A 21786-nucleotide genomic window follows, 5' to 3' on the forward strand; every position below is an offset into this window, starting at 1 on the left:
ATCCCTGTTGAAGATGCGATTTCTGAGGTCAGTGTGACGAATGTGACTGGTGTGTCGACGGAGAATCGCGACTTTCCGCGTGTCGCTTGACCTGTTTTTGGCCTCGACGGACAATAATCCGCCGTGTTAGCGTCCCTTCATGCTTTCCGACACCTTCAAGAGCGCTCGCGCTCGCACCACGGCCCTCGTCATCGCCTTCGGCGTCGTTGCCGGTGGAGTCGCCGTCACGGCAGCGCCCTCGTTCGCCGCGAATGGCGACCAGGTAGACGCGAGCGTCGATGGTGAGACCAGCGCTGCATCCGCATCGGTCTCTGCGGACTCGATCTCCGCTGATTCCTCTGGTCTCACGGTCACCGGCTCAGGATTCACGCCGGGCAACCTCGTGTACGTGCGAGTTGTCGGACCAGAGGGCCAGACGAACTGGTCCTGGGGTACCGAGTCGCACGAAGTCGACGCATCAGGCGCCGTCAGTGCCGAACTGACCAGCGACGAAGACTGGAGCGAGGGCGACTACTCGGTCGTGCTCTTCGAGTCGGACGACGTGCAGGCTTCAACGGGCTTCTCGGCCGTGGCACCCACCGGCACCGCCACCCCTGAGCCCACGGAGACCGAGACGGCCACGCCTGAGCCGACCGAGACCGAGACGGCTACGCCTGAGCCCACGGAGACCGAGACGGCCACGCCTGAGCCGACCGAGACCTCCACGGAGACGCCTGAGCCCACGCTCACCGAAGAGCCGACGCTCGAGCCGACCGAGACGGCGAGCGTTTCGCCCACCGCCACCGAGACGGTGACCCCGGAACCGACCGAGACCGAGGCGCCCATCGCTGCACCGGCCGTCGCCACCGAGCAGGCCAGCTACACGCAGGAGGAGGCTGCTGAGGGCATCACGTATGTCGCCACCGGCTTCACGCCTGGCGTTGAGCTCGGCCTCACACTGCTGCTCCCCGACAACACGACTGCGGAGTTCGAGTCGGCCGAGCCGATCATTCCGGATGCGGAAGGCAACTACGCGGGAATCATCACCTACGACGGTGCCTGGGATGCTGGCGACTATGGCATCACCCTGACGAGCATCAGCCCGGCCGTGGGTGAAGAGACTGGCGCTCCGGCGGCTGACTCCGCACGAGGTGTGCCGCTGATCGTCCAGGAGGAGTCCGACCTGACGGCCCCCGCGGAGTCGTCCGCGGCGGTCGAGCTCGAGGCGGATGCGCCGGCAGAGGAGCAGACGGCGACGACGTCCTTCGCCGTCACCGGTGAGACGCCCGCGACTTCCGACGCTTCGCCGAGCTCGACAGCCGCACCGGCTGGCAATGGCGGCACCGGGAGCGGGAACGCGGACACCAAGGGCAAGGCCCAGAGCAAGTCCCTCGCGACGACGGGCGCCGAGGATGCGTTCGGTGCCGCCGGCATCGGCCTCCTGGTTCTCGGGCTCGGCGCGGCGGCTGTCACCGGGGCGCGCTTCCTGAGCCGCCGTCGCGAGAGCTGAAGGCCGCACGACCTGCACTGACGCTGAGCGGGGCTGGCACCATACGGTGTCCAGCCCCGCTCGTGCGTTACGCCGGGGGTGATCTCCCATGATTTTTCAATCAAGTGGGAAGAAGTCCCCACGTTCAAAACCGGTCCACCAGCGGCCGAAGAAAATGGCGTTCATCTGGGGTTTGTCTCAAGTGCGGCACTCAAAATCCGGGCGGAGCCCACCGAAATCGTCTGAAGCCTTCTGGACATCACCTGTGAGTCAGGCCAGTCTTGGGTTATGGCTTCCTCATTCTCTTCGTCGCGCAAGCGCGCATCTGCCCTCACGATCGCCTTCGGTGTGCTCGCCAGCGGCGCCGTGCTGACCGCTGCTCCCGCTTTTGCAGCGACCACCACGCCGCCAGCAACGCCCGCCGAGACGCCGGCCGCCACCGAGTCGGCGACGCCGACCGAGACGACGACTCCCACCGAGTCGGCCCCGGCCACGACGACCCCGACCGAGGAGTCGACGCCGACGTCGACCCCGGACGAGTCGGCGCCGGCCGAGCCCACCGAGACGGCAGAGGCTCCGGCCGCTGCGGGCGCGGCGACGAAGCCGAGCTTCACGCCGGACGAGGGCATCACCTACGTCCTCACGGGTCTGGCGCCCGAGGCTCCGCTTTCGAGCATCACGCTCACGTTCCCCGACGGAACCGCACAGGCGGTGCCCGCGGGCGCCGGCAACAGCTGGAACGTCGGAGAAGACGGCTCCTACGCCGGCGAGATCACCAACACGGCGCTCTTCGACGAGGGCGACTACTCGGTGACCGTCACCCAGGACTACGTCGACGCTGCTGGCGCTCCCGCACAGAACGTCGTCACGTTCGGCTTCAATGTCGCGGCTGTGTCCACGGGAACGCCCACGCCGACCGCTGAGCCGACCCCGACGGTCGAAGCCCCTGTCGCCTACGCGAACGCGGACAGCTTCCTCCCGACGGAGAACATCACGTACACGGCGCAGAACTTCACGCCTGGCCTCGCGCTCGACATCACCGTCGTCTACCCAGACGGCTCCTCGGTCACGGTCGACCCGACCGACGACTCCGTCGTCGCCGAGGACGGCACCTACCCGGGCGTCCTCATCAACCAGTCGGGTGCCCCGCTGCCCGTCGGTGAGTACACGGTGACGCTCTCGCAGTCGAGCGGCCTGTCCGCAACGTTCACGTTCCTGATCGCCGAGGCGACGCCTGGCACCACGACGGCGCCCACGTCGACCGCAGCTCCTGCGGGCAACGGCGGCACCAACGCCGGCCACACGACGCCTGAGCTCGCCACCACGGGTGCCGAGGATGTCTTCGGTGCGGCAGGCATCGGCCTCCTCGCGCTCGCGACCGGCGCCGGCGTGCTCGTCGCCCGCCGCCTGGCGGCCAAGAAGGCCTAGCGCCTCACCGAGTTGCGCTGAGAGGGCGTCACCTTCGGGTGACGCCCTCTTTCGTCCGCTCGCCAGCGTCCGCTCGCCAGCGTCCGCTCGCCCGCGTCCGCTCGCCTCTGCTCTGCCTGCGCCAGCTCACCACAGACATGCGGGAAGTGCAGCTTCCTCGAGCCACGAGCGTGTGTTTTCCGCGTGTATGCGCCCGACGGCGCCCAGCAGGGCGGAGTTGTGGTCGGCACGTCGACGAGGGTGGGCGAATGACGAAAGCCCCGACCGGGGATCCCTGGTCAGGGCTTTCGTGCACATGGCGGAGGATAGGGGATTCGAACCCCTGAGGGCTTTCACCCAACACGCTTTCCAAGCGTGCGCCATAGGCCACTAGGCGAATCCTCCACGGGAGCGCCAGGCGCTCACCTCGAAAGAGCATACCGGTTCCAGCGACCGTTCGTGAACGCGAGCACCAAATCGCTCCAGAGAGGGAGGCCCGGCGGGCCTCCCTCTAGAGCTTCTTGACTGCTGCGCCGATCTCTTCGTCTCCGGAGACGACCTCGAACTGCTTGTGGATGCCGGCGTGGCGGTCGAGGAGGGCGGCGATCACCGCTGCCACGTCGGCACGGGGGATGGACCCGCGTTCGACCTGCTCGCCGATCTTGACGCTGCCCGTGGCGTCGTCGGTGAGTCCTCCCGGCCGGACGATGGTCCAGTCGAGCTTCGCGCTGCGGCCGCGGATGTTGGCGTCGGCTTCGCTCTTGGCGCGGAGGTACACCTGGTAGACGTCGTCCGAGTCCCGGTCGAAGGTGTCCGTGCCGATTGCGGAGACGACGACGAACCTGCGGATGTTCGCGAGCTCGGCCGCATCCGCCGACAGGATCGCCCCGTCACGGTCGAGCGTGAGCTTCCGCTCGGGACCGCTGTTGGGGCCCGCGCCTGCCGCGAAGACGACCGCGTCCACGTGCCCCAGCTGCTTCGCGAGGTCTGTTGGCGTGCTCTGCTCGAGGTCGGCGATCACCGGATCCGCGCCGAGCTCCTTGAGGGAGTCGACGTGCTCCGGGTTTCGGACGACGCTCGTGACGCGGTGCCCGCGCTGCAGGAGCTGGGTCGTAAGAAGACGTGCGATCTGACCGTTTCCACCGATGACTGCGATTCTCATGCCACCCAGTCAAGCTGGTGAGTCTGAGTTCGAGGCCAGCGTTCGCCGCGGGCGATCTGCCAGGCCGCGGGAGTGGCAGAGTTCGGCGGGGAAAAGAAAAGACCCCCCGCGCACCCGCCAGAGCCCGGTTACCCTTGCTGCGTTTCCGCCCTGGGGGAGTTGGCCTGGATGGCGCCACGCGAGGAGCCGTCGACCATCATAGCGCGATGGGCGCGAGACGCGAATCCGGTGCATCCGCAATTGGCAGGATCGCGACAGCCCGCTGACTCATCGCCCGACTAGCATTGCGAGGCGTGGGGACAAGCATCTACATCACGTCATCAGAGGGTCACTCTGGCAAGTCAGCCGTCGCGCTCGGAGTGGTGAACGCCCTGAGCCGCTCGATCGGGCGCGTGGGTGTGTTCCGGCCCATCGTGCAGAGCGCCGAAGTTCGCGACGACATCCTCGAGCTGCTCCTCTCGCAGCTCGACCCGCAGAACCGCGGCCCGGAGTACGAGTCCGGTTTCGGCGTCACCTACGACGACGTGCACGCCGACCCTGATGAGGCGCTCTCCCGCATCGTCACCCGGTACCGCGCCCTCGAGCGCCGCTGCGACACGGTCGTCATCGTGGGCAGCGACTTCACCGACGTCGGCAACCCGGCCGAGCTGGGCTTCAACGCGAGGGTTGCCGCGAACCTCGGCGCGCCGGTCCTTCTCGTCCTGACCGGCCTCGACGCCGACAAGGGCCAGCCGCGCACCCCGGAGCAGCTCGCGCAGGCGCTCGAGGTGACCCTGCCCGAACTTGACGCCGCGCACGCGACGCTGCTCGCGATCACCATCAACCGCGCCGACGAGAACGCCACGGAAGAGGTGCGTCGAGCTGTCGCCGAGCGGGCTCTGCGCGAGCTCGGCCACAAGGTTCCCGTGTGGGCGATCCCCGAGACGCCGCTGCTCATGGCCCCCTCGCTCTCGCAGCTGCTGGACGCGGTGGGCGGGGAGCTCGTCTACGGCGACCGCGAGCTGCTCGGTCGCGAGGTGCTCGGCATCGTCCTCGCGGGCATGTCGATGCAGAACGTCCTCGAACGTCTCAAGGAGGGCGCGGTCGTCGTCATCGCGGCCGACCGCACCGAGGTGCTGCTCGCCGTGCTCCTCGCGCAGCGCGCGGAGACCTTCCCGTCCCTCACGGGCATCGTCGTGAACGGCCCGTTCGAGTTCCCGCCGGCCATCGAGCGGCTCATCAACGGTCTCAACGTCGAGGTGCCTATCATCCGCACCAACTTCGGCACCTACGACACGGCGCAGCGCATCATGCAGACGCGCGGTCGACTCGCGGCCGCGGGAATCTCGCGCCGCAAGATCGACCTCGCCCTCGCGAAGTTCGAGCAGCACATCCCGGCCATCGAGGTCGTGGCGCTCCTCAACGTGAAGCAGTCGCTGGTCGTCACGCCGCTCATGTTCGAGAACACGCTCCTCGACCGTGCACGCTCGGACCGCAAGCACATCGTGCTTCCGGAGGGCAGCGACGACCGCATCCTCGTGGCCGCCGGCTCTCTGCTGGCCCGCGAGGTCGCCGAGATCACGATCCTGGGTGAGGAGTCGGAGGTGCGTGGCCGTGCGTCCGCGCTCGGCGTCGACATCTCAGCCGCCCACGTGCTCAGCACGAGCAACCCCGACTACGTCGCGCGCTTCGCCGAGGAGTACGCGAGACTGCGTTCGCACAAGGGCGTCACCATCGAGGCCGCGACCGAGCGCGTGCGCGACGTCAGCTACTTCGGCACCCTCATGGTGCACCTGGGCCTCGCGGACGGGATGGTCTCGGGCGCGGCCCACACGACCGCGCACACCATCCGCCCCGGCTTCGAGATCGTCAAGACCAAGGCTGGTGTCTCCGTGGTCTCGAGCGTGTTCCTCATGGCCCTCGCCGACCGCGTCCTCGTGTACGGCGACTGCGCCGTGAACCCGGACCCGACGGCGGAGCAGCTCGCCGACATCGCGATCTCCTCGGCCGAGACGGCGAGCCAGTTCGACATCGCGCCTCGCGTCGCGATGCTCTCCTACTCGACGGGCGAGTCGGGCTCCGGTGCCGACGTCGACAAGGTGCGCACGGCGACCGGCATCGTGCGTGAGCGCATGCCGGAGCTGCTCGTCGAGGGGCCGATCCAATACGACGCGGCGACGGATGCCGCGGTCGCGAGCAAGAAGATGCCGGGCAGCCAGGTGGCCGGCCGCGCGACGGTCTTCATCTTCCCCGACCTCAACACGGGCAACAACACGTACAAGGCGGTGCAGCGCTCCGCCGGCGCCGTGGCGATCGGCCCGATCCTGCAGGGGCTGGGCAAGCCCATCAACGACCTCTCGCGCGGCGCGCTCGTCTCCGACATCATCAACACCGTCGCCATCACCGCGATCCAGGCGCAAGGCTCGTAGAGGCCGCAGCCGCACATTCTTCCCGCTTCCCGCGGGTCTCGAGAAAGGGTGCCCATGAGCATCGTCCTGGTCGTCAACTCCGGCTCGTCGTCCTTCAAGTACCAGCTCATCGACATGGAACGCGAGGAGACGCTCGCGTCCGGCCTCGTGGAGCGCATCGGCGAGGGCGTCGCGAGCGTCACCCACAGGACCGGGGGAGCGACCATCACCCGTGAGGCGGACATCCCCGACCACACTCGGGGCTTCGAGGCGATGCTCGAGGGGTTCGAGGAGCACGGGCCGGACCTCGCCGAGTTCCCGCCGGTCGTCGTGGGGCACCGAGTCGTGCACGGTGGGCGTCGCTTCTTCGACGCGGCCGTCATCGACGGCAAGGTGCTGCAGGACATCGATGACCTCATCCCGCTCGCCCCGCTCCACAACCCCGCGAACCTCGAGGGCATCGTGGGCGCGCGCGACGTCTTCGCCGACACGCCCCACGTCGCGGTCTTCGACACCGCGTTCCACACGACCATGAGCGAAGCGTCGTCGCTGTACGCACTGGATGCGGAGGTCGCGAAGGAGCACCGCGTGCGCAAGTACGGAGCGCACGGCACGAGCCACAAGTTCGTGTCCGAGGAGACCGCCCGCTTCCTGGGGCGCGACCTCGCCGGCCTCAAGACGATCGTGCTCCACATCGGCAACGGCGCGAGCATGTGCGCGGTCGACGGTGGCCGCTCCGTCGAGACGAGCATGGGCATGACGCCGCTCGAGGGGCTCGTCATGGGAACCCGCACCGGCGACCTCGACCCCGCCGTCCTGGTGCACCTGTCGCGCCGCGGCGGATACACGATCGACCAGCTCGACGACCTCCTCAACCGCAAGTCGGGACTCCTGGGGCTCACGGGCTCCGGTGACATGCGAGACGTGCGCCAGAAGGCCAGCGCCGGCGACGAGCGCGCGCAGCTCGGCCTCGCGGTCTACGCGCACCGCATCCGCCACTACCTGGGCGCGTACATGCTGCTGCTCGGCGGCGCCGACGCGATCGTCTTCACGGCGGGCATCGGCGAGAACGACGCCAAGCTGCGCGCCGAGGTGCTCGACGGCCTCGAATGGCTGGGCGTGAAGCTCTCACCCGAGCGCAACGAGTCGGCATCGCGGGATGCGCGCCGCATCTCGGCCGACGACTCGCGCATCGAGGTGCTGGTCGTCCCGACCAATGAGGAACTCGAGATCGCGCGCCAGAGTCTGGCCGCGATCGCCTGAGCCCGGCTGGCGCGCGCCGCCCATGCTCGTCCCACCGGAGCGATCGCTGCCAGCGAAACGGCCCTTCTGGGGTCCTCTGAAGGGCCACTTGGCTGGCGGCGATTTCGTTTCGGGCGCTGTGAAGGGCCACTTTGCTGGCAGGGCTGGTGTCTGCGCCGCTGCGGAAATCGGAGTCGCCACAGGTGAAGCCGGGGCCGCGCCGGATGTCGGTGGTGCCGTCTACGATGGAGCGCATGGCCACAGCCCTGTACCGCCGCTATCGGCCTGAGAACTTCGCCGAGATGATCGGGCAGTCGCAGGTCACCGAACCCCTCATGACCGCGCTGCGCACCGGTCGCGTCAACCACGCGTATCTCTTCTCCGGCCCACGCGGCTGCGGCAAGACGAGCTCTGCGCGCATCCTCGCCCGCTGCCTGAACTGCGCCGAGGGGCCGACCGACACCCCGTGCGGTGTCTGCCAGAGCTGCGTCGAGCTGGCGCGCGATGGCGGGGGGTCGCTCGACGTCTTCGAGATCGACGCGGCCAGCCACGGAGGCGTGGAGGACGCGCGCGAGCTGCGCGAGCGCGCCATCCTCGCGCCGAGCCGCGACCGCTACAAGATCTTCATCATCGATGAGGCGCACATGGTGACCTCGGCCGGCTTCAACGCCCTGCTCAAGGTCGTCGAGGAGCCGCCGGAGCACGTGCGCTTCGTGTTCGCGACGACCGAGCCCGAGAAGGTCATCGGCACGATCCGCTCGCGCACGCATCACTACCCGTTCCGGCTCATCCCGCCGGCTCTCATGCTCGAGTACGTTGAAGAGCTCTGCACGAGCGAGGGCGTCACGGCTGAGCCCGGCGTGCTCCCGCTCGTCGTGCGCGCAGGCGGTGGCTCGGCGCGAGACACGCTCTCGCTGCTCGACCAGATCATCGCCGGTTCCGAGACGGGCCTCCTCGGCTACCAGCGCGCAGCCGCGCTGCTGGGCTTCACGGGCCAGGAGCTGCTCGACGAGTCGATCGACGCCTTCGCCGACGCAGATCCGGCCGCGGCCTACACGGCCGTCGACCGCGTCATCCAGTCTGGCCAGGACCCGCGCCGCTACGTCGAGGACCTCCTCGAGCGTCTGCGCGACCTCATCGTCGCCAAGGCCACAGGGCCAGGCGCCGGAGCGGTCCTTCGCGGCCTTGGGGCGGATGAGGTCGAGGCCCTGCGCGTGCAGGCCGGCCGGTTCTCGCCCGCCGCGCTCACCGGCATCGCCGACCTCGTCAACGAGACGCTCACCGAGATGAGCGGCGTCACCTCGCCGAAGCTTCACCTCGAGCTGCTCGTCGCGCGCATCCTCGTCGCGTCGCGCGCTGACTTCATCGACAGCGGCACGCTGCTCGCGGTGGCGGATGCGCCAGGCACGTCGCCGATGCGACTCGCGGCTGCGGCGGCCGCGCCCGCCGTTGCCGCGCCTGCTGCGCTGCCCGTTTCCACTGTTGCTGCGCCTGGCCAGGAGCCCGCTCCCGCGGCAGCGCCGGAGCCCTCCTCGGAGCGACAGCCCCAGGCCCAGTCCGCACCGCGTCCGGTGCAGAATGCCGACTCGGCGCCGAGTGAACGCCAAGCGCCTCCCGCCACTCCGGCTGCTCCTTCTGTCCCCTCAGCGGCAGAGCCGGACACCGCCTCCGCCGCGCGCCTGGCCGCCGCATCGTGGGCCGCCGCGACTCCGGGCTCCGGAGTTGCGCCGGCAACGGCTGCGCCAGAGCCGACCGTGTCTGCGCCGGAGCCGGCTGCGCCGGAGCCGGTTGTCCTCGCTCCGGGCAGCAGCGACGCGCCGGCCGACGCCGACGCTCCCGCCGAGGACGAGCCCGCCGCCCCGTCCGTCGCAGCCTCCGCTGCAGCCCCCGCCTCGGGCGGCGCACCTGCGTCGGACGTCGAGTCCGCGCCCGGCACCGAATCGGCTCCGGAGATCGAAGCTGCTGCACTCGGAACTGCGCGAGACACCGCGTCAGAGCCGGGACCCGCTCCGGATCCTGACGTCACGTCGGCGCCGGAACCTGCGTCTGCTCTGGACGTCGCATCGGCGCCGGAAACGGCACCTTCGTCCGAAGTCGCACCCGCGCCGGCACCCGCGCCTGCGTCAGAGGCTGCGCCCGGCGGAGCCGCCGACCCCGCTCACGCTCCGGCTCCGCACGCGACCGCGGCTCGCGCATCCGCTGAACCACCCGTCTTCGCGCAGCTGCGCGACGCCTGGCCCACGCTGCTCGAGCGCATGCGCGACCTCGGCGGCACGCACGCCTGGAGCGTCGCGCAGTCCGTGCACCCGCGGGATCTCGCCGGCGACCTGCTCGTGTTCGAGGTGCCGTCCCGAGCCGTGCTCGACCAGTTCCGTGGTGAGCGGGGCGCAACCGACTCCCCGAGCGCCGTGCTGCGCACCGCGATCAACGAGATGTTCGGCATCACCGTGAAGTTCCAGCCGCAGCGCCCTGGCGGGGCAGCGACCGGCGGGGCGGGCAGCGCCCAGGCGGCCAACCGCGCCGACGAGCCAGCGTCAGCCCCCGCGGAGCCCGACCCGGCACGAGGCCGACAGTCCGACGCGGCCCGCGCGCAGGGAACGTCCGGGGGTGCGGCGGCGCCTCGGTCGCAGGCCGGACAGCCCGCGCAGCGTGAGCGTGCTGCAGCGACCCCAGCAGCGAACGCGGAAGCTCCCGCCGCGCATTCCGCGCAGGCCACCTCGGCCGCCGGCCCTTCGAGCGGCCTGAACTGGACCGTCGCGAAGATCCCCGGCCAACAGTCCCTCCCCGACGACGGGCCAGGCTCCGGATGGGCAACCGCCGCGATCCCCGGGGCAGGGGCCGCGCAGGGTGCGGCCTCCGCGACGCGGGCGCCAGCAGCGTCCGCGCCAGCTGCATCCGCCGTCGTCTCGGCCCCCGCCGAAGCGCCTGTCGCGACACAGACCGCAGCGGTCGACGAAGCCCAGGCGCCCGCAGCGCCGCCCGCCCCGAAGGGCACCCAGCGCGTCGCGAGCGCGCCCGTCATTCCCGGCGTCGAGCGCTACGGAGAGGCGATCGTGCGCGAGCGACTCGGCGCCCGCTTCATCGGCGAAGACATCATCGTGCCCGAGCCCGAAGCGGTCGAGCTGCCACCCGACGACGACTTCTCCGCACCACCACCACCTGAAGACGGCGGCTACTGAGCCGTGTCTGCAGCATCATCCGAAGGCCGGGGACTCTGACCCATGTATGAAGGCATCATCCAGGACCTCATCGACGAACTCGGTCGGCTGCCAGGCGTCGGCCCCAAGTCGGCGCAGCGCATCGCGTTCCACATCGTGCAGACGCAGTCGTTCGACGTGTCGCGGCTCGCGCAGATCCTCGCCACCGTCCGCGAGCGGGTGCAGTTCTGCACCGTCTGCGGCAACGTCAGCGAAGGTCCCGAGTGCAACGTGTGCCGGGACCCGCGGCGCGACCGCACCGTCATCTGCGTCGTCGAGGAGCCGAAGGACGTGGCCGCCATCGAGCGCACCCGCGAGTTCGGCGGCCTCTTCCACGTTCTCGGGGGAGCCATCAACCCCATGGAGGGCATCGGCCCCGACGACCTGAACATCCGCACCCTCCTCGCCAGGCTCGAATCCGGCGAGGTGAAGGAGGTCATCGTCGCGACCGACCCGAACCTCGAAGGCGACGCCACCGCGTCCTACCTCAGCAGGCTCCTCACGAGCATCGGAGTGCCCGTGTCGCGGCTCGCGTCCGGCCTCCCCGTCGGCGGCGACCTCGAGTACGCCGACGAGATCACCCTCGGCCGCGCCTTCTCCGGACGCCGCGCCATCGACTGACCCCCTCGCGACACCCGCCGCCCTCACCGTCCTCCAGGTTGTCGCGACTCGGTCACGGCCCTGCAATCAACGGAAACGAACGCCCCCCGCGCTAGGAACGGCATGCCCCCGCCGGATAGGATGGGAGCTTGTGGCGCGCGGGCACAGCTCGACGCGCATCCTGAACCGGAGGAGACAAGACACGTGAGTCTGATCGTCCAGAAGTACGGCGGATCATCGGTCGCGGATGCGGAGAGCATCAAGCGAGTGGCCCGCCGAGTAGTCGAGACCCGCAAAGCGGGCAACGACGTCGTCGTGGCCGTCTCCGCAATGGGCGACACCACCGACGACCTCATCGACCTGGCGCACCAGATCGCGACGATTCCGGACGCACGCGAGTTCGACATGCTCGTCACGACCGGTGAGCGCGTCTCGATGGCACTCCTCGCTATGGCCATCAAGGACCTCGGCATGGACGCCAGGAGCTACACGGGCAGCCAGGCCGGCATGATCACCGACTCCACGCACGGCGACGCGCGCATCGTCGACGTCACCCCCGTGCGTGTGCGCGAAGCGCTCGACGAAGGGGCCATCGCGATCGTCGCCGGCTTCCAGGGCTTCAACCGCGACTCGAAAGACATCACCACGCTGGGCCGCGGCGGCTCCGACACGACGGCCGTCGCGCTCGCGGCCGCCCTCGGTGCGGACGTCTGCGAGATCTACACCGACGTCGACGGCGTCTTCTCCGCCGACCCGCGCATCGTGCCGAAGGCCCACAAGCTGAACTACATCTCCAGCGAGGAGATGCTCGAGCTCGCCGCCTCCGGCGCGAAGGTCCTGCACATCCGCGCCGTCGAGTACGCACGCCGACAGGGAGTCACGCTCCACGTCCGCTCGTCGTTCTCGGACCACGAGGGCACCATCGTCTACAACCCAGATCGGGCAGAGGAGTACGAAGTGGAAGCAGCAATGATCGCGGGTGTCGCCCACGACCTGAGCCAGGCCAAGATCACCATCGCGGGCGTCCCTGACGTGCCAGGCAAGGCGGCCGCGATCTTCACGATCGTCGCCGAGCAGGGCGCGAACATCGACATGATCGTGCAGAACGTGTCCGAGCAGGACACGAAGGTCACCGACATCTCCTTCACGCTGCCGAAGGCGGACGCGCAGCGCGTGCTCGACGCCATCGCCTCGGAGGGCGAGCAGATCGGCTACGCGTCGCTGCGCCTCACGGAGGACATCGGCAAGATCTCCCTCGTCGGCTCCGGCATGCGCACGAACATCGGCGTCACCGCGAAGCTCTTCACGGCGCTCAAGGATGCCGGCATCAACATCGACATGATCTCCACCTCCGAGATCCGCATCTCGATCATCACGCAGGCCGACCTCGTCACCGAGGCAACCCGCGTCATCCACACCGCGTTCGACCTCGACGGCGACGCCGAGGCAGTCGTCTACGCAGGCACGGGTCGCTGACGCGGCCGAGCAGAAAAGAGCACTCATGAGCACCAAGTTGAACGTCGCCGTCGTCGGCGCGACTGGCCAGGTGGGCGCCGTCATGCGCACCCTCCTCGAGGAGCGCGACTTCCCGGTCGAGAGCATCCGCTTCTTCGCGTCGGCCCGCTCGGCCGGCACGACCCTCCCGTTCCGCGGTGAGGACATCACGGTCGAAGACGTGGCGGTCGCCGATGTCAGCGGCATCGACATCGCCCTCTTCTCCGCCGGCGCGACCACGTCGCGTGCGCAGGCCGAGCGCTTCGCCGCCGCCGGCGCGCTCGTCATCGACAACTCGAGCGCCTGGCGCCGCGACCCCGAGGTGCCGCTCGTGGTCTCCGAGGTCAACCCGGAAGAGATCGTCGCGCCGCCCAAGGGCATCATCGCGAACCCGAACTGCACGACCATGGCCGCCATGCCGGTCCTGAAGGTGCTGCACGAGGCCGCTGGCCTCCAGCGCCTCATCGTGTCGACCTACCAGGCCACGTCCGGCTCTGGCCTCGCGGGCGCCCGTGAGCTGTCGGGGCAGGCAGTCGCGGCGGTCGGGCAGGGTGAGGATGCGCTCCTCGGGCTGGTGCACAACGGTTCGGCCGTCGAGTTCCCGGCCTCCGACAAGTACGTCGCGCCCATCGCGTTCAACGTCATCCCGCTCGCCGGCTCGGTTGTCGACGACGGCACGGAAGAGACCGACGAAGAGCAGAAGCTGCGCAACGAGAGCCGCAAGATCCTCGGCCTCCCCGAGCTGCGCGTGAGCGGAACGTGCGTGCGCGTGCCCGTCTTCACCGGCCACTCCCTGTCGATCAACGCCGAGTTCGCGGAGGCGCTGACGCCCGACCGCGCCCGCGAGCTCCTCGCCGAGGCACCCGGCGTCGCCCTCGTGGACGTGCCCACGCCGCAGCAGGCAGCCGGTGCGGACCCGAGCCTCGTCGGCCGCATCCGCCAGGACCAGTCGGTCGACGGCAACCGTGGTCTCGCGCTGTTCATCTCGAACGACAACCTCCGCAAGGGCGCCGCGCTCAACGCGGTGCAGATCGCGGAGCTGGTCGCCGCGAAAGCGTAGTCGCCACGGCGTAGACGCAAGAACGGGCACCCCTCGCGGGTGTCCGTTTTTGCGTTCGCGGGAGTGGTCGAGGTGGCCTGGCCCCTGTTTCGGGTGCAGACCATTCGAAAACAGCAAAAATCGGCGAATGTGCAGGCCCCGCTGCCCACGTGAAGCGGATGCGCATCCGCCCCCGTCGTAGACTGATTCGGTGACTGATTCACAGAAGATCTACGACGTCGTTCTGATCGGCGGGGGCATCATGAGTGCCACCCTCGGCTCGCTGCTCTCGAAGCTGGAGCCCGAGTGGAGCATCAAGATCATCGAGCGACTCGACGGGCTCGCTCAGGAGAGCTCGAGCCCGTGGAACAACGCGGGCACGGGCCACGCCGCCCTCTGCGAGCTCAACTACACGCCTGAGAAGGACGGCGTCATCGACGCGTCCAAGGCGATCCAGATCAACGAGCAGTTCCAGGTGTCGCGCCAGTTCTGGGCCACCCTCGTCGAGGCCGGCGAGCTGCCCGAGCCGTCAGGCTTCATCAACTCCGTGCCGCACATGACGTTCGTTCGCGGTGCTGAGAACGTCGACTTCCTGCGCCGCCGCTTCGAGCTGCTCAAGACCGAGCCGCTCTTCTCGACGATGGAGTTCTCGGACGACCCGGAGGTCATCAAGGCCTGGGCTCCGACGCTCGTCGAAGGCCGACCGGCAGGCGAGAAGATCGCGGCGACTCGCGTAGCCGCGGGCACCGACGTCGACTTCGGCTCGCTCACCCACAAGCTCGTGCAGGGCCTCGTCGACCGGGGCGCCGTGCTGCGGCTCAACACGGAGGTCATCGCGCTCCGCCAGCAGCGCGACGGCATCTGGCAGATCGCGACGCAGCAGCTCGCTGGCGAGCAGAAGGGCCGCAAGAACGTCACCCGCGCGCGCTTCGTGTTCGTGGGGGCCGGCGGCGGGGCGCTCCCGCTCCTCCAGAAGTCGGGCATCGACGAGATCAAGGGTTACGGCGGGTTCCCGATCTCGGGTCAGTTCCTGCGCACCGACAACCCCGCGGTCGTCGAGAAGCACCTCGCGAAGGTCTACGGCAAGGCGTCGGTCGGCGCTCCGCCCATGTCGGTGCCGCATCTCGACACCCGCGTCGTCGACGGCAAGCCGGCCCTCATGTTCGGGCCGTATGCGGGCTTCAGCCCCAAGTACCTCAAGACGGGCAGCTACCTCGACCTCGTCAAGTCGCTGCGACCGCACAACCTCATCCCGATGCTCGCCGTCGCGAAGGACAACTTCGACCTCGTCACCTACCTCGTCGGCCAGGTGCTCGCGAGCAAGGACAAGAAGTTCGAGCAGCTGAAGGAGTTCTTCCCCGAGGCGAACGCCGCCGACTGGCGTCTCATCACGGCCGGTCAGCGTGTGCAGGTCATGAAGAAGGACCCGAAGCGCGGTGGGATCCTGCAGATGGGCACCGAGGTCGTCGCGAAGAAGGACGGCTCGATCGCCGGCCTCCTCGGAGCCTCGCCCGGCGCATCCGTCGCCGTCCCGGTCATGATCGACCTGCTCGGCCGCTGCTACCCGGAGAAGAAGGCCGAGTGGGCGCCGAAGCTCGAGGCGCTCGTGCCGAGCCTCGGCACCGACGTGAACTCGTCGGCCGAGCTCGCAGATTCGACGCAGACTGCAAGCGCTGAGGCGCTCGAGCTGAACGCGCACTAGGCGACCTGGCCGGGGCAGCACCCGGCCGGTCGACGCGCGCTCCCGAGGCCGTCCCGCACAAGCGGGGCGGCCTCGGTGCGTGCGGAGCGCTGGGGCATTCGAACTCTCACCGCGCCAGGGCGTCACGGTGATGTGGGTCTGCGTCGTTGTCGACACCTCACGTGCCAATCGAGGTGACGTGAGGTCGAAAATGCTGCCTCAGGCGGCGATGTTCGTCGCCTCGTCACCGTGACTGTCCGCGTCGAGCGCGTTCGTGCCGCGAGCCGCCGTGGCGCGGCCGCGTTGCCGCGGTCGCCGTCGCGTGGCTGCGAGCGCTCGGTCAGCCGCGTCTCGCCCGAAGCGTGAGGCGCGCGACGACGCCGACGAGGAGGACCGCGAGGGCCGACACGAGGGCCAGTGGCGGCAGGGTCACGACGAGGGTGAGGCAGCCCACAGCGCCGAGCACCGACACACCGCGAGGGACACTGCGGTGCTCCCGCGCCTGCGTGAGAGCGCTGAGGTTGGCGATCAGGTAGTAGACGAGCACGCCGGCGCTCGAGAAGCCGATGACCTCGCGGATGTCGCCGACGCAGATGAGCAGTGCGGCGCCGAGCGCGACGGCGAGCACCGCGGCCCTCGGCACCGCGGTCGACGGATGCTGCTGCGCCAGCGCAGCAGGGAGGTCGCGTCGTCGCCCCATCGCCATCGCGGTGCGGGAGCTGCCCGCGAGTACGGCCGAGAGCGCGCCGATCGACGAGACGGCGGCGAGGACGCTGACGGCGGCGACCGCGACGGGCTGCGTCTCGACGAGCGCCGCGATCGGGGCCGGGGTGAGCGGGAGCCTGCCCGGGCCGAGGGTGTTGAGCAGGGCCCAGCCGAGGACTGCCAGCAAGCTGCTGACGATGGCGAACGACAGGAGCATCGCGCGGGGGACAGTGCGTCGCGGATCTCGCACTTCTTCGGACAGCGTCGCGACGCGGGCGTAGCCGGCGAAGGCGAAGAACAGGATGCCGGCGCCCTGCAGCACCCCGGGTGCGGAGAAGACACTGTCGTCTTCGTTCGCTGAGCCGAACAGCGGTGGAGAGACCTGCGCGACGACGAGGACGCCGATCAGCCCAGCGATCACGACGCTGCCGATGACGGTCGCGACGGCGGCGGTGCGCGTGATGCCGAGCATTCCGGCCGCCGTGACGGCGACGAGCACGGCGAGGGCGACCGGCCGCGCGAGGGGTTCGGGTACGAGGTAGGCGGCGGTGGTGATGGCCATGGCGGCGACGGACGCCGTCTTGCCGATCACGAACCCCCAGCCGGCGAGGAACCCTGGCCATTCGCCGAGCTGCTCGCGGCCGTAGAGGTACACGCCGCCCGCTCCGGGGTGCTGGCGCGCGAGCTGCGCGGTCGATGCGGCGTTGCTCGCGGCGACGACGAGCGCGATCGCGAGACTGAGGAGGAGCCAGCCGCCCGCCGCTTGCGCCGCCGGTGCGTAGGCGGAGAAGACCCCGGCGCCGAGCATCGCGGAGACGCCGATGGCCGTCGCGCCGAGCGTGCCGATCTTCTTCGGCCCCGCACCTGTCGTCATCCGCCGCCCCACCTCGTCCGTGTCACTCTGCCGTCCAGGCGACGATAGAGGCGGCAGGTGAACGCCGCGCGGCGAGTACGCTCGTGCGATGACCGAAGCTCAGTTCACGATTCGTGCGACGACGCCAGACGACTGGCGGGCTGTGCGGGCGATCAGGCTCGAGATGCTCAAGGACACTCCCATCGCGTACACGGAGACCCTGTCGGAGGCGTTCGGCCACGATGAGCGGGAGTGGCGCAGGCGGGGTGCCCGGGGGGATGCCGCCGACGGCATCTCGCTTGTCGCCGAGCTCGACGGCGGCACCTGGGTGGGCACGATGGGGTGCGTTTCCTTCCGCGACGAGCCGTGGCCCATGCTCGTGAGCGTCTACGTGGCGGAAGGCTACCGTGGCAGGGCGGCGGGGGTGACGGATGCGCTCCTCGGGGAGGTCGAGGCGTGGGCGTCGTCGCGCGCATCCGGTCTCATGCTGCACGTGCACGAGGACAATGCGCGGGCTCGGGCCGCGTACGAGCGGCGCGGGTTCGTCGCGACGGGCTCCACGATTCCGTACCCGTTGAACCGTCGGCAGCGGGAGCTGGAGATGGTCAAGCGGCTCTGACGTTGTCCGCCGGTGGCGGCGGCGCGAGGTGGGCGGATGTCGGTGCGGGCGGGTACGATCGACCGGGCTCAGCCCTGAAACGAGGAGGACCATGGCCAAGCTGTACTTCCGCTACGGGGCGATGAACTCGGGCAAGTCGACGGCGCTGCTGCAGGCCGCGTTCAACTACGAGGAGCGTGGGCACCGGGTTGTGCTCGCGAAGCCCGCGGTCGACACGAAGGCTGAGGGCGAGATCGCGTCTCGCCTCGGCATGACGAGGCGCGTGGAGATCCTGGTGGGTGCCGAGGACAGCCCCCGCGAGCAGCTCGCGGCGCTGGTTGCCGACGGCCAGCCCATCTCGTGTCTGCTCGTCGACGAGGCGCAGTTCTTGACGACCTGGCAGGTCGACGAGCTGCTGCGCATCGCGGTGCTCGACGGCATCCCCGTGCTCGCGTACGGCATCCGCACCGACTTCCAGACGATCGCGTTCCCTGGCAGTCAGCGGCTGCTCGAGATCGCGCACTCGCTGGAGGAGCTCAAGACGATCTGCCGCTGCGGGCGGAAGGCGATCTTCAACGGCCGCCGCGTTGCTGGCGAGTTCGTGTTCGACGGCGGCCAGGTCGCGATCGACCAGGGCGAGGTCAGCTACGAGTCGATGTGCGGCAACTGCTACCTCGAGGCGTCGCACGGACGCCTCGGGGCCGGGCGCGTCTAGGTCGTATCTGACCGGCGCACCCGACCCCGTCGCGTTCATCCTGGGCTAGCGGCTAGGCCTGCTCGCCCAGCTCTGCCCGCAGGATCGCAGCGCCCGCAGACAGTGCGCTCAGCTTGCCGTAGGCGACGTCGCGCGGCAGGGGAGCCATGCCGCAGTTTGTGCTCGCGATGAGCTTGTCGGCATCCACGAACTGGAGGGCCTTGCGGAGGGTGTCGGCGACCTCTTCCGGCGTCTCGATCTGCTCGCTTGCCACGTCGATGGCGCCGAGCATGACCTTCTTGCCGCGGATGAGCTCGACGAGGTCCGTCGGCACGTGGGAGTGGTGGCTCTCGAGGGAGACGATGTCGATGGAGGACTTCTGGATGAGCGGGAACGTCCGCTCGTACTGACGCCACTCGGCCCCGAGCGTCGCCTTCCAGTCGTTGTTCGCCTTGATGCCGTAGCCGTAGCAGATGTGCACGACCGTCTCGGCGCGGAGGCCCTCTGCCGCGCGCTCGAGGGCTGCGACTCCCCAGTCCGCCACGTCGTCGAAGAAGACGTTGAAGGCGGGCTCGTCGAACTGGATGATGTCGACGCCGGCGGCCTCGAGCTCCTTGGCTTCCTGGTTGAGGATGGTCGCGAACTCCCACGCCAGCTTCTCGCGGCTCTTGTAGTGCCGGTCGGAGAGGGTGTCGATCATCGTCATCGGCCCTGGGAGCGCCCACTTGATGGGCTGGTCGGTCTGTGCGCGCAGGAACTTCGCGTCGTCGAGGAAAACGGGCTGCTTGCGGCTGACGGCGCCGACGACCGTGGGGACGCTCGCGTCGTAGCGGTCGCGGATGCGGACCGTCTCCCGGTTCTCGAAGTCGACGCCCTCGAGGTGCTCGATGAACGTCGTCACGAAGTGCTGGCGGGTCTGCTCGCCGTCGCTGATGATGTCGACGCCGCGCCGACGCTGTTCCTGCACCGCGATGCGCAGGGCATCCTGCTTGCCTTCGACGAGCGCCGCGCCCTCGAGCTCCCAGGGCGACCAGAGGACCTCGGGCTTGGCGAGCCATGACGGCTTGGGGAGGCTGCCAACGCTGGCAACGGGGAGGAGGGTGTTCATGATCGTCGATCCTTCGTCGGTCATCGGGCGGAGACGGAGTAGGTGGCGGCCCACGCATCCAGCACGTCGCCGTGGGGCTTCACGAAGTGCTCGGCCGTGTACGCGCCCTGCGTCTTCGCGAGCTGGCTGCGCTCTTCGCGGTCGTAGCCGATCTCGGTCCGGGAGAAGTCCTGCTGGTCGAGCGTGGGGCTGTAGACGTTGGCCGCGGCGGAGTTGGCGTTGTAGATCTCGGGGCGGTAGATCTTCTGGAACGCCTCCATCGTGCTGATCGTGCCGGTGAGCTCGAGGGTGGAGTAGTCGGTGAGCAGGTCGCCGCGGAAGTAGAACGCGAGGGGTGCGACGCTGCCTGGCGGCATGAAGTAGCGGACCTGGAGGCCCATCTTGCCGAAGTACTGGTCGGTCAGCGAGTAGTCGTCCTGCCGGTACTCGACGCCGAGGACCGGGTGGTGGTTGTCGGTGCGCGTGTACGTCTTGCTGGTGGAGACGCTGATGCAGATGACGGGCGACTTGTGGAACCGCTGCTGGTAGGCGGGGGAGTCGAGGAAGTGCTGGAAGAGCTTGCCGTGGAGCTCGCCGAAGCCGTCGGGCAGGGTGAAGCCGGTGCCGCCCGCGTTGGCGGCTGGCAGCAGCACGCTGAAGTCGTAGTCGCGCAGGTAGGAGGAGAAGTTGTTGCCGACGATGCCCTGGTGGCGCTTGCCGGTGTGCTGGTCGACGATGCCGATGTCGAGGACCTCGAGCAGGGGGAACTCCCGGTCGTCGCCGTCGTCGTCGAACTGCAGCGAGGCGGAGATGATGTCGAGCTCGAGCGTGTACCGGTCGCCGGTGGGGTTGTCCCACCGGGCGAGGTCGTTGAAGCGCCGGTCGATCATCGTGAGGGCGTTGCGCAGGTTCTGCTGGCGGTGCTCGCCGCGGGCCAGGTTGGCGAAGTTCGTGGTGATGCGGGAGCTTTCCGACGGCGCGTAGTGCTCGTCGAAGCGTGTGGTGGTGATGTTGAACGTGATGTCGTTCGCCATGTGAGGCCAATCCGGGAGTCGTGAGGCCGGCAGGCCTGTGGGCGTGGATGCATTTATTGTGCAGGCGGGCGGTGGCTATCGGGTAATCCGTCGCAACTATTCGTCACTATAGTTTTGGGCTATGAGTCGGCGATCGAACGGCGTGACCCTGCAGCAGCTCCACTACTTCGTGGAGGTCGCGGCGGAACGCTCGATCAGCGCCGCCGCCGACGTCCTCTTCGTCGCCCAGCCGACGATGTCGGCGGCGATGAAGGACCTCGAGTCGCGCGTGGGCCGCGCCCTTCTCGTGCGGTCGGCCCGCGGCGTCTCCCTGACCACTGACGGCACCGAGTTCCTCCGCTACGCGAAGCAGGTGGTCGAGCAGATGGCGCTCCTCGAGCAGCGGTATCTGGGCCGTCCGCCGTCGCGGCGGCTGCTCGGGGTGTCGGCGCAGCACTACTCGTTCGCGGTGGATGCGTTCGTGCGGATGGTGAAGGCGACCGGGGCTGCCGAGTACGAGTTCTCGCTTCGCGAGACCCGCACGTGGGAGATCATCGAGGACGTGCGGACGCTCCGCAGCGAGCTCGGCCTTCTGTACCGGAACGACTTCAACGGCAACGTCATCGACAAGCTGCTGCGCGATTCAGGTCTGGTGTTCCATCCGCTGTTCCTCGCACAGCCGCACATCTTCGTCTCGCGGCGGAACCGCTCGCGTCCCGGAAGCGCGCGACGCTCGACGACTTGGCTGACCTGCCCAGGCTCACGTTCGACCAGGGCGCGAACAACTCGTTCTACTTCGCCGAGGAGATCCTCTCGACCCTGTCGAGCAGACGGGAGATCCGCGTCTCCGACCGGGCGACGATCTTCAACCTCATGATCGGCCTCGACGGCTACACCATCTCGACCGGCATCATCAGCGACGACCTCGACCCTGGCATCGTCGCCGTGCCCCTGGAGGTGGATGAACGTATCGAGATCGGCTGGATCGGCCACTCCGCGATCCCCCTCACAGAGCAGGCGCAGCGGTACCTCGACGAGGTGCGGGCGGTTGTCGCGGAGGCGGGTGTGGAACTGCTCGGGTAGGGGCAACCTCAGATCGTTTCCCAGGTCTCGAACTTTCAGTGCATTATCGCGCACTCTGTACGTTTTCTTCGATTCG

General features: G+C 69.0%; 15 protein-coding genes, 1 tRNA gene, 1 other RNA gene and 1 pseudogene. 12 read left to right on the forward strand and 6 right to left on the reverse strand.

Going from position 1 to position 21786, the window contains the following annotated elements; genetic code table 11:
* The first annotated feature begins 139 nt into the window (after positions 1–139).
* Positions 140–1489 (forward strand): hypothetical protein, encoded by a 1350-nt coding sequence (locus C5C17_RS18520; protein ID WP_181028484.1) that lies wholly within the window; start codon positions 140–142, stop codon positions 1487–1489.
* Between the two features lie 267 nt (positions 1490–1756).
* On the forward strand, positions 1757–2896 hold the full coding sequence (locus C5C17_RS04395) for a hypothetical protein (RefSeq protein WP_104252147.1): 1140 nt from the start codon (positions 1757–1759) through the stop codon (positions 2894–2896).
* Between the two features lie 296 nt (positions 2897–3192).
* Here C5C17_RS04395 and C5C17_RS04400 read toward each other — a convergent pair.
* The 3 genes from C5C17_RS04400 to ffs form a co-directional block, all read right to left on the reverse strand.
* Positions 3193–3280: transfer RNA gene (locus C5C17_RS04400), tRNA-Ser, on the reverse strand.
* Positions 3281–3386: 106 nt separating this feature from the next.
* Positions 3387–4037: an SDR family oxidoreductase gene (locus C5C17_RS04405; protein ID WP_104252148.1), complete on the reverse strand. Its 651-nt coding sequence runs from the start codon at positions 4035–4037 to the stop codon at positions 3387–3389.
* A 94-nt stretch (positions 4038–4131) separates the two neighbouring features.
* Positions 4132–4228: signal recognition particle sRNA small type (ffs, locus tag C5C17_RS04410), an RNA gene on the reverse strand.
* Between the two features lie 102 nt (positions 4229–4330).
* Between ffs and pta the strand changes: the two genes are divergently transcribed.
* The 7 genes from pta to C5C17_RS04445 all read left to right on the forward strand — a co-directional run bounded on the left by pta (position 4331) and on the right by C5C17_RS04445 (position 15698).
* Entirely contained in the window at positions 4331–6445 is a 2115-nt protein-coding gene (gene pta, locus C5C17_RS04415; protein ID WP_104252303.1) for a phosphate acetyltransferase, read from the forward strand.
* A gap of 54 nt (positions 6446–6499) precedes the next feature.
* A complete protein-coding gene (locus C5C17_RS04420; protein ID WP_104252149.1) occupies positions 6500–7687 on the forward strand; it encodes an acetate/propionate family kinase in 1188 nt (395 codons plus the stop codon).
* Between the two features lie 233 nt (positions 7688–7920).
* Entirely contained in the window at positions 7921–10845 is a 2925-nt protein-coding gene (locus C5C17_RS04425) for a DNA polymerase III subunit gamma and tau (protein ID WP_104252150.1), read from the forward strand.
* Between the two features lie 42 nt (positions 10846–10887).
* Positions 10888–11484: a recombination mediator RecR gene (gene recR, locus C5C17_RS04430; protein WP_104252151.1), complete on the forward strand. Its 597-nt coding sequence runs from the start codon at positions 10888–10890 to the stop codon at positions 11482–11484.
* A gap of 183 nt (positions 11485–11667) precedes the next feature.
* The gene (locus C5C17_RS04435; RefSeq protein ID WP_104252152.1) at positions 11668–12939 is read left to right on the forward strand and encodes an aspartate kinase; all 1272 of its coding nucleotides are present in this window, start codon (positions 11668–11670) and stop codon (positions 12937–12939) included.
* Positions 12940–12964: 25 nt separating this feature from the next.
* Complete coding sequence (locus C5C17_RS04440) at positions 12965–14017, forward strand: aspartate-semialdehyde dehydrogenase (protein WP_104252153.1); 1053 nt, start codon at positions 12965–12967, stop codon at positions 14015–14017.
* 190 nt (positions 14018–14207) lie between these two features.
* The gene (locus C5C17_RS04445; RefSeq protein ID WP_104252154.1) at positions 14208–15698 is read left to right on the forward strand and encodes a malate:quinone oxidoreductase; all 1491 of its coding nucleotides are present in this window, start codon (positions 14208–14210) and stop codon (positions 15696–15698) included.
* Positions 15699–16017: 319 nt separating this feature from the next.
* Here C5C17_RS04445 and C5C17_RS04450 read toward each other — a convergent pair whose 3' ends face one another.
* Entirely contained in the window at positions 16018–17256 is a 1239-nt protein-coding gene (locus C5C17_RS04450) for an APC family permease (protein WP_104252155.1), read from the reverse strand.
* An 88-nt stretch (positions 17257–17344) separates the two neighbouring features.
* Between C5C17_RS04450 and C5C17_RS04455 the strand changes: the two genes are divergently transcribed.
* Together C5C17_RS04455 and C5C17_RS04460 are read left to right on the forward strand one after the other, a co-directional pair.
* Positions 17345–17854: a GNAT family N-acetyltransferase gene (locus tag C5C17_RS04455; RefSeq protein WP_104252156.1), complete on the forward strand. Its 510-nt coding sequence runs from the start codon at positions 17345–17347 to the stop codon at positions 17852–17854.
* Between the two features lie 91 nt (positions 17855–17945).
* Positions 17946–18548, forward strand: coding sequence for a thymidine kinase (locus tag C5C17_RS04460; RefSeq protein WP_104252157.1), 603 nt, complete (start codon positions 17946–17948; stop codon positions 18546–18548).
* Between the two features lie 52 nt (positions 18549–18600).
* On the opposite strand, the gene C5C17_RS04465 is transcribed toward C5C17_RS04460, so the two are convergent.
* On the reverse strand, positions 18601–19635 hold the full coding sequence (locus C5C17_RS04465; protein WP_104252304.1) for a methionine synthase: 1035 nt from the start codon (positions 19633–19635) through the stop codon (positions 18601–18603).
* 20 nt (positions 19636–19655) lie between these two features.
* A complete protein-coding gene (locus C5C17_RS04470) occupies positions 19656–20648 on the reverse strand; it encodes a DUF1852 domain-containing protein (protein ID WP_104252158.1) in 993 nt (330 codons plus the stop codon).
* 121 nt (positions 20649–20769) lie between these two features.
* On the opposite strand from C5C17_RS04470, the pseudogene C5C17_RS04475 reads away from it, so the two are divergent.
* A pseudogene (locus C5C17_RS04475) lies at positions 20770–21710 on the forward strand (LysR family transcriptional regulator).
* Positions 21711–21786 lie beyond the last annotated feature (76 nt).

Origin of the sequence: Pseudoclavibacter sp. RFBA6, from assembly GCF_002931575.1 — a bacterium.
Lineage (GTDB): Bacteria > Actinomycetota > Actinomycetes > Actinomycetales > Microbacteriaceae > Pseudoclavibacter > Pseudoclavibacter terrae.